We start from the raw sequence: 7,065 nt of genomic DNA, 5'->3' as shown, positions 1-7,065 counted from the left end.
CCGGGCGGGTGGCCCCCTTCGCGTCGTCGGTGGGTCAGCCGGCGGCGGCGATCGCTCCCTTGGCGGCCGCGGCGGCCTTCAGCTCCATGTCGCGCCGGCGCCTGCGGGCGAGCACGACCCGGCGTTCAGCGGCGGTGAGGCCGCCCCAGACCCCGTACGGCTCCGGCTGCATCAGGGCATGCTCCTGACACTCCACCATGACGGGGCAGCGGGCACAGACCCGCTTGGCGGCGTCCTCGCGGGACAGCCGGGCGGCGGTCGGTTCCTTCGACGGGGCGAAGAAGAGCCCGGCTTCGTCCCGGCGGCACACCGCCTCGGAATGCCAGGGGCCCGCCTGGTCTTCCCGTGCGGGAGCTCGCTGAGTGGGCACAGCGGCGACCTGCAGGGGCTGATGAGGCAGTTGCAACACGGTCTACTCCTGACGACGGCTTCGCGAGCGAGAGACGATGCAGGATTCTTTACCCGCTGTACGCACGGCTATGCGCTGAGTGGCACCGCCGAACGGGGCCCGCAAGAGGGTGCGAGCCGGCCTCTGGCCGGATAGCGCCTCTCGCGACCCGCGCGTGCCGCCCCTGCCCCTGTGCCCGGGTCCGGTCGCACACCCGTCGACGGGTGTGCGCCGGCCGTTCGTTCAGTGTCCGAGATGCTTGCGCAGCTGGCGGTGGAGGTTCTCGATCAGCTTGCCCCGCTTGGGCTTGGCCTCGACGTTCCCGAAGACCGAGTAGCCGTTGACGACGACGACCGGCGCCTCGGGATCGGGGGACTCGGTGTTCACCACCTCGAAGTTGGCGAAGATCCCGGTGCCGGTGCCGCGCAGGGTGATGTTCTCCGGGACCTTGACCTCGACATTGCCGAAAATCGACGTCGCGTTGATGACGGTGAGCCGCTGCCCGAACAGCGCCTCGGTCAGGTCGATCTCCACCGTTCCGAAGAGCGCGAACGCGTGGGTGCGCCCGCCGACCCGCCAACGGCCCCTGCGCGTCGCGCTGCTGAAGACCGCGACGAGCTTCTCCGCGTCGGCGGAGGTGACGCCCGCCTCGTACGCGAAGGGGCCCCCTGCCGCCCGGGCGGCCGAGGAACTCCCGGCCGCGGGAAGGTCGCTCACCAAAGGTTCCAACTCGCCGACGGTCTTGGCGCGGTAGACGAGTTCCACCCGCTCCGCGTGCTCCTCGGCGGTCAGCCGGCCTTCCGCCACGGCCTCCCGCAGGATGTCCGCGATCCGGTCACGGTCGGCGTCGGACGCGCGGAAGCCGGAGGGCCCGGAGGACGGGGCGGCGGCCGTGGCCGTCGGCCGCGGGGACTGCTGAGGCTGCTTTTCGAGGTCCACCGGCCCAGCGTACCCAAACGCGATAGATCGCGACTAGGGCGTGTCCGGCAATTCGCGGCGGATCGGCGGGCGGCGTCCGGTGCGGTCCCCCGCAAGGCGGAGGACCGCCCGCGTACGGGGATGCCCGTGGGAGGTCCGACAACGCGGCGAGGTGCCGTGCCGGGCACCACCCGGGCGGCGGGAACTGCCGGACAGCGGCCCTGGCCGTGTCCGGCGATTCGCGCCGCCCGGCCGGATCGAGGAGTGCGACGGGCGCCCCGGCTTCCGCGCGCCACCCGGGAGCGGGCCGGAGCGGCTTCCGTACCGCCCCGCGACTCCACGGCCCCCGCCCCCGGCCGGGGTGAGCCTTACCTCACAAGCCCGGCCGCTCCCCCGAGCCCTACCCTGGTGGGTGCGCTGCCCAAGGGAGGTCAGCCGCTGTCACCGAGTGAGGAATGGCCGAAATGCCAGAGTTTGCGTACTCCGATCTGCTCCCCGTGGGAGAGGACACCACGCCGTACCGGCTGGTGACCTCCGAAGGCGTTTCGACCTTCGAGGCCGACGGCCGTACGTTCCTCAAGGTGGCGCCCGAGGCGCTGCGCACACTGGCCGCCGAGGCGATGCACGACATCTCCCACTACCTGCGCCCCACGCACCTCGCGCAGCTGCGCCGGATCATCGACGACCCGGAGGCGTCCTCGAACGACAAGTTCGTGGCGCTCGACCTGCTGAAGAACGCGAACATCGCCGCAGCCGGCGTGCTCCCCATGTGCCAGGACACCGGCACGGCCATCGTCATGGGCAAGCGCGGGCAGAACGTGCTGACCGAGGGCGGTGACGAGGAGGCGCTGTCGCACGGCATCTTCGACGCGTACACCAAGCTCAACCTGCGGTACTCGCAGATGGCTCCGATCACCATGTGGGAGGAGAAGAACACCGGTTCCAACCTGCCCGCGCAGATCGAGCTGTACGCCACCGACGGCGGTGCCTACAAGTTCCTCTTCATGGCGAAGGGCGGCGGCTCCGCCAACAAGTCGTTCCTCTACCAGGAGACGAAGGCCGTCCTGAACGAGGCCTCAATGATGAAGTTCCTGGAGGAGAAGATCCGTTCGCTGGGCACCGCGGCCTGCCCGCCGTACCACCTGGCGATCGTGGTCGGCGGCACGTCGGCGGAGTTCGCGCTGAAGACCGCCAAGTACGCCTCCGCGCACTACCTCGACGAGCTGCCGGGCGAGGGCTCCCCCACCGGACACGGCTTCCGGGACAAGGAGCTGGAGGAGAAGGTCTTCGAACTGACCCAGAAGATCGGGATCGGCGCGCAGTTCGGCGGCAAGTACTTCTGCCACGACGTGCGCGTGGTCCGCCTCCCCCGGCACGGCGCCTCGCTGCCGGTGGCCATCGCCGTCTCCTGCTCCGCCGACCGCCAGGCCACCGCGAAGATCACCGCCGAAGGCGTCTTCCTGGAGCAGCTGGAGACGGACCCGGCGCGCTTCCTGCCGGACACCACCGACGAGCACCTCGACGAGTCCGGTGACGTGGTGCGGATCGACCTCAACCGGCCGATGGACGAGATTCTCGCCGAGCTGACCAAGTACCCGGTCAAGACCCGCCTCTCGCTGACCGGCCCGCTGGTCGTGGCGCGCGACATCGCGCACGCCAAGATCAAGGAGCGGCTGGACGCGGGCGAGGAGATGCCGCAGTACCTCAAGGACCACCCGGTCTACTACGCGGGCCCGGCGAAGACGCCCGAGGGGTACGCCTCCGGCTCGTTCGGCCCGACGACGGCCGGCCGGATGGACAGCTACGTCGAGCAGTTCCAGGCGGCGGGCGGCTCCAAGGTCATGCTGGCGAAGGGCAACCGGAGCAAGCAGGTCACCGACGCGTGCGGCACGCACGGCGGGTTCTACCTGGGCTCGATCGGCGGCCCGGCCGCCCGGCTGGCCCAGGACTGCATCAAGAAGGTCGAGGTCGTCGAGTACGAGGAGCTCGGCATGGAGGCGGTCTGGCGGATCGAGGTCGAGGACTTCCCCGCGTTCGTCGTGGTGGACGACAAGGGCAACGACTTCTTCACCGAGCCCGCGCCGGCGCCGACCTTCACCAGCATCCCGGTGCGCGGCCCCGGTCTCGCCTGATCCACGGGGGCCGCGAGGTACCCGGATCCACCGTCAGAAGGCTCCGTGGGCCTGATCCGCGGACCCGCCCGGGGCGTTCCGGCCGATGACATCCGGCCGGGGCGCCCCTCCGTCTTCCTGGCGTCGTGGGTGGCGGCGCCCCCATGGGCGGATGGGCGGATTCAAGCCAATCTCACTCATGCCGACGGGGGACAGCCGCTCCGCCGGGGGCGGCGGGCCGGTGGCGCACGGGCGGAGCCCCGTATCCGGTGGCGGGACCGCCGTCAGGGTGCGTCCGGCGGGTGCGGACAGCGATTTCGGCCCGGCGACGGGTGCGGGACCCCCCGCGTCCGGTCCCCCCGGTACCGCCGCGTCCACCGTGATCCGGGTGGTGACCGGCGCCCGGACCACCGCACCTTTCCCCGCACCGGGCCCGGTGCCGGGCTTGCGCCGTGCCCGCGGGTTGGGGTGGGTTGATGCCGTCCGGCCCCGAGAGCCTGCCGGACGACCTCCGACGGGGCGGCCACGCCTGACGCGCACGCCGTCGGCATGGGTCGCCCGACAGGCTCCGATCCGCCGGGCACCCCCACCGCCCGCACGGCCGTGTGCGCCGGACGCACCCGCGTACCGCGAGCGGCGGGGAGATCGCCGACAGCCCCGTGCCCCACCCCCGCGGTCACACACCACCGGAAAGGCGGACGACGCATGACGCCGGCCCCCCACCGAAGCCACACCGACGATCTGCTGGCCTTCATCGCCGCCAGCCCCTCCCCGTACCACGCGGTGGCGAGTGCCGTGACGCGCCTGGCGAAGGCGGGATTCCGCGAGCTGCGCGGCACCGACGACTGGACCGGCACGAGCGGCGGCTGTTACGTCGCCCGGGCCGGCGCGCTGATCGCCTGGTACGTCCCCGAGAACGCGCCCACGTACACGCCGCTGCGGATCGTCGGCTGTCACACCGACTCACCGAACCTGCGGGTGAAACCGAACCCCGACACCGGGACGGCGGGCTGGCGCCAGATCGGCGTCGAGATCTACGGCGGGGTACCGCTGAACACCTGGCTCGACCGCGACCTGGGCGTCAGCGGCCGGCTCACCCTGCGCGGCGGCACCCCGGGCACCCCGCGCGACCTGCTGGTACAGATCGACGAACCGCTGCTGCGCGTACCCCAACTCGCCATCCATCTCGACCGGAAGGTCAACGAGGGCGCGCTGCTGGACCCACAGCGCCATCTGGCGCCGGTGTGGTCGCTCGGCGCCCCCGAGGAGGGCGCGCTGCTGCGCCGGGTCGCGGCGGCGGCCGGCGAGGATCCGGCGGACGTGCTGGGCTGGGACCTGATGCTGCACGACGTCCAGCCGCCCGGATACCTGGGCGTGGAGCAGGAGTTCGTGGTCGCGCCCCGCCTCGACAACCTGGTCTCCGTGCACGCGGGTGTGACGGCGCTGGTGGACACCGCGACCTCCGTCGAGCCGCCCCACTACATCCCGGTGCTGGCCGCCTTCGATCACGAGGAGGTCGGCAGCGCCTCACAGACCGGGGCGCAGAGCCCGCTGCTGGAGCGGGTGCTGTCCCGCGCGGTGGCGGCGCGCGGGGGCGGCGCCGAGGAGTGGGCGCGGTCGCTGGCGGGCTCCTTCTGCGTCTCGGCCGACATGACCCACGCCGTGCACCCCAACTACCAGGAGCGCCACGACCCCGGCCACCTCCCGCTGCCGAACGGCGGCCCCACGGTGAAGGTCAACACCAACCAGCGGTACGCCACCGACGGCACCGGGGTGGCCCTGTTCCGCGAGGCGTGCGACCGGTCCGAGGTCCCGTGGCAGTCCTTCGCGGCCAACAACGCGATGCCCTGCGGCACGTCGATCGGGCCGCTCACCGCCGCTCGGCTCGGCGTGACCACGCTGGACGTCGGGGTGCCCGGACTCTCCATGCACTCGGCGCGCGAGCTGTGCGGAGCGGGGGATCCGGCACATCTGGCGGCGGCTCTGCGCGCCGTATTGACGGCCGCCTGAGCGACGGGCGCGCACGCGTCCCCGCCGCCCGCCCGTACCCCGCGTGCCGCGTGCGCGCGGGGTACGGGCACGGGAGAGGGTGGCTCCGGAGCAGGCGGGGTGGGAATAGCCCCGCGACGGCGCGCGCTCAACCGCACAGGAGGTTCGAACAACATGACCGATGCACAGGACCCGGCGGAATTCCGCATCGAGCACGACTCGATGGGAGAGGTGAGGGTCCCGGCGGATGCCAAGTGGCGTGCGCAGACCCAGCGAGCGGTGGAGAACTTCCCCGTCTCCGGCCAGCGCCTGGAGCGCGCCCACATCGAGGCGCTGGCACGGATCAAGGCGGCGGCCGCCAAGGTCAACGCCGGTCTGGGGGTGCTCGATCCGGAGGTGGCCGAGGCGATCTCGGGGGCGGCCGCCGAGGTGGCGGAGGGCCGGTGGGACGACCAGTTCCCGGTCGACGTGTTCCAGACCGGGTCCGGCACCTCGTCCAACATGAACACCAACGAGGTGATCGCCACCCTCGCCTCCGAGCGGCTCGGCCGTGACGTGCACCCCAACGACCACGTCAACGCCTCGCAGTCCTCGAACGACGTCTTCCCGTCCTCGATCCACATCGCCGCCACCGCCGCCGTGACCGCCGACCTCGTCCCGGCCCTGGAGCATCTGGCCGCGTCCCTGGAGCGCAAGGCCCGGGAGTTCGCGCAGGTGGTGAAGTCGGGGCGCACCCATCTCATGGACGCGACACCCGTCACCCTTGGACAGGAGTTCGGTGGGTACGCGGCGCAGATCTCCTACGGCGTCGAGCGCCTGCGCGCCTCCCTTCCCCGGCTCGCCGAACTCCCGCTGGGCGGTACGGCGGTCGGCACCGGTATCAACACCCCGCCCGGCTTCTCGGCGGCCGTGATCGCCGAGATCGCCGGAGCGACGGGGCTGCCGCTGACGGAGGCCCGCAACCACTTCGAGGCGCAGGGTGCGCGGGACGGCCTGGTGGAGGTATCGGGACAGCTGCGTACGGTCGCCGTCTCGCTGACCAAGATCTGCAACGACCTGCGGTGGATGGCCTCGGGGCCGCGCACCGGCCTGGCCGAGATCGCGCTGCCCGACCTCCAGCCGGGTTCGTCGATCATGCCGGGCAAGGTGAACCCCGTGATCCCCGAGGCGGTGCTGATGGTCGCCGCCCAGGTCACGGGGAACGACGCGACCGTCGCGGCGGCCGGCGCGGCCGGAAACTTCGAGCTGAACGTCATGATGCCGGTCATCGCGAAGAACCTGCTGGAGTCCGTGCGCCTGCTCGCCAACGCTTCACGGCTGCTGGCGGACCGCACGGTGGACGGCATCACCGCCGACACCGCCCGCACGCGCGCCTACGCGGAGTCCTCCCCCTCGGTGGTGACCCCGCTGAACAAGTACCTGGGGTACGAGGAGGCCGCCAAGATCGCCAAGAAGTCACTGGCCGACGGCACCACGATCCGCGAGACCGTGCTCGCCTCCGGGCACGTGGAACGGGGCGATCTGACGGTGGAACAACTGGACGAGGCACTCGACGTCCTGCGCATGACCAGGCCCTGAGGCCTGGGCCGCCCCCGGAAGCGCCCGGCGGGCGGTGTCCGGCACGGCCTTGCCCCGGACGGGCCGTCAGGTGTTCCTGAC

The 7,065-nt window shown here is 72.0% G+C and carries 5 protein-coding genes; 3 read left to right on the top strand and 2 right to left on the bottom strand.

Annotated features, from left to right (window positions below):
• Positions 1 to 34: 34 nt before the first annotated feature.
• Both ACFWEP_RS29200 and ACFWEP_RS29195 read right to left on the bottom strand, forming a co-directional pair.
• Positions 35 to 409 (bottom strand): WhiB family transcriptional regulator, encoded by a 375-nt coding sequence (locus ACFWEP_RS29200; protein ID WP_328719640.1) that lies wholly within the window; start codon positions 407 to 409, stop codon positions 35 to 37.
• A 222-nt stretch (positions 410 to 631) separates the two neighbouring features.
• Positions 632 to 1,327: a DUF1707 domain-containing protein gene (locus ACFWEP_RS29195; protein WP_387374448.1), complete on the bottom strand. Its 696-nt coding sequence runs from the start codon at positions 1,325 to 1,327 to the stop codon at positions 632 to 634.
• Positions 1,328 to 1,770: 443 nt separating this feature from the next.
• Between ACFWEP_RS29195 and ACFWEP_RS29190 the strand changes: the two genes are divergently transcribed.
• The 3 genes from ACFWEP_RS29190 (at position 1,771) to ACFWEP_RS29180 (ending at position 6,984) form a co-directional block, all read left to right on the top strand.
• The gene (locus tag ACFWEP_RS29190) at positions 1,771 to 3,438 is read left to right on the top strand and encodes a fumarate hydratase (RefSeq protein ID WP_387374446.1); all 1,668 of its coding nucleotides are present in this window, start codon (positions 1,771 to 1,773) and stop codon (positions 3,436 to 3,438) included.
• Positions 3,439 to 4,122: 684 nt separating this feature from the next.
• Positions 4,123 to 5,427 (top strand): M18 family aminopeptidase, encoded by a 1,305-nt coding sequence (locus tag ACFWEP_RS29185; protein ID WP_387374445.1) that lies wholly within the window; start codon positions 4,123 to 4,125, stop codon positions 5,425 to 5,427.
• Between the two features lie 153 nt (positions 5,428 to 5,580).
• Positions 5,581 to 6,984 carry a class II fumarate hydratase gene (locus tag ACFWEP_RS29180; RefSeq protein ID WP_387374443.1) on the top strand — a complete coding sequence of 468 codons (1,404 nt, stop codon included), beginning with the start codon at positions 5,581 to 5,583 and terminating at the stop codon, positions 6,982 to 6,984.
• Positions 6,985 to 7,065: the final 81 nt, after the last annotated feature.

Origin of the sequence: Streptomyces sp. NPDC060198 (assembly GCF_042728415.1) — a bacterium.
GTDB lineage: Bacteria > Actinomycetota > Actinomycetes > Streptomycetales > Streptomycetaceae > Streptomyces.
Note: the sequence above shows the minus strand (reverse complement) of the source record. Positions and strands in the feature narration are given on the sequence as shown.

Bases quoted from the DNA above. Each gene is read 5' to 3' on its own strand.
- ACFWEP_RS29190 (WP_387374446.1), top strand. From the start codon at position 1,771: ATGCCAGAGTTTGCGTACTCCGATCTGCTCCCCGTGGGAGAGGACACC.
- ACFWEP_RS29180 (WP_387374443.1), top strand. From the start codon at position 5,581: ATGACCGATGCACAGGACCCGGCGGAATTCCGCATCGAGCACGACTCG.
- ACFWEP_RS29185 (WP_387374445.1), top strand. From the start codon at position 4,123: ATGACGCCGGCCCCCCACCGAAGCCACACCGACGATCTGCTGGCCTTC.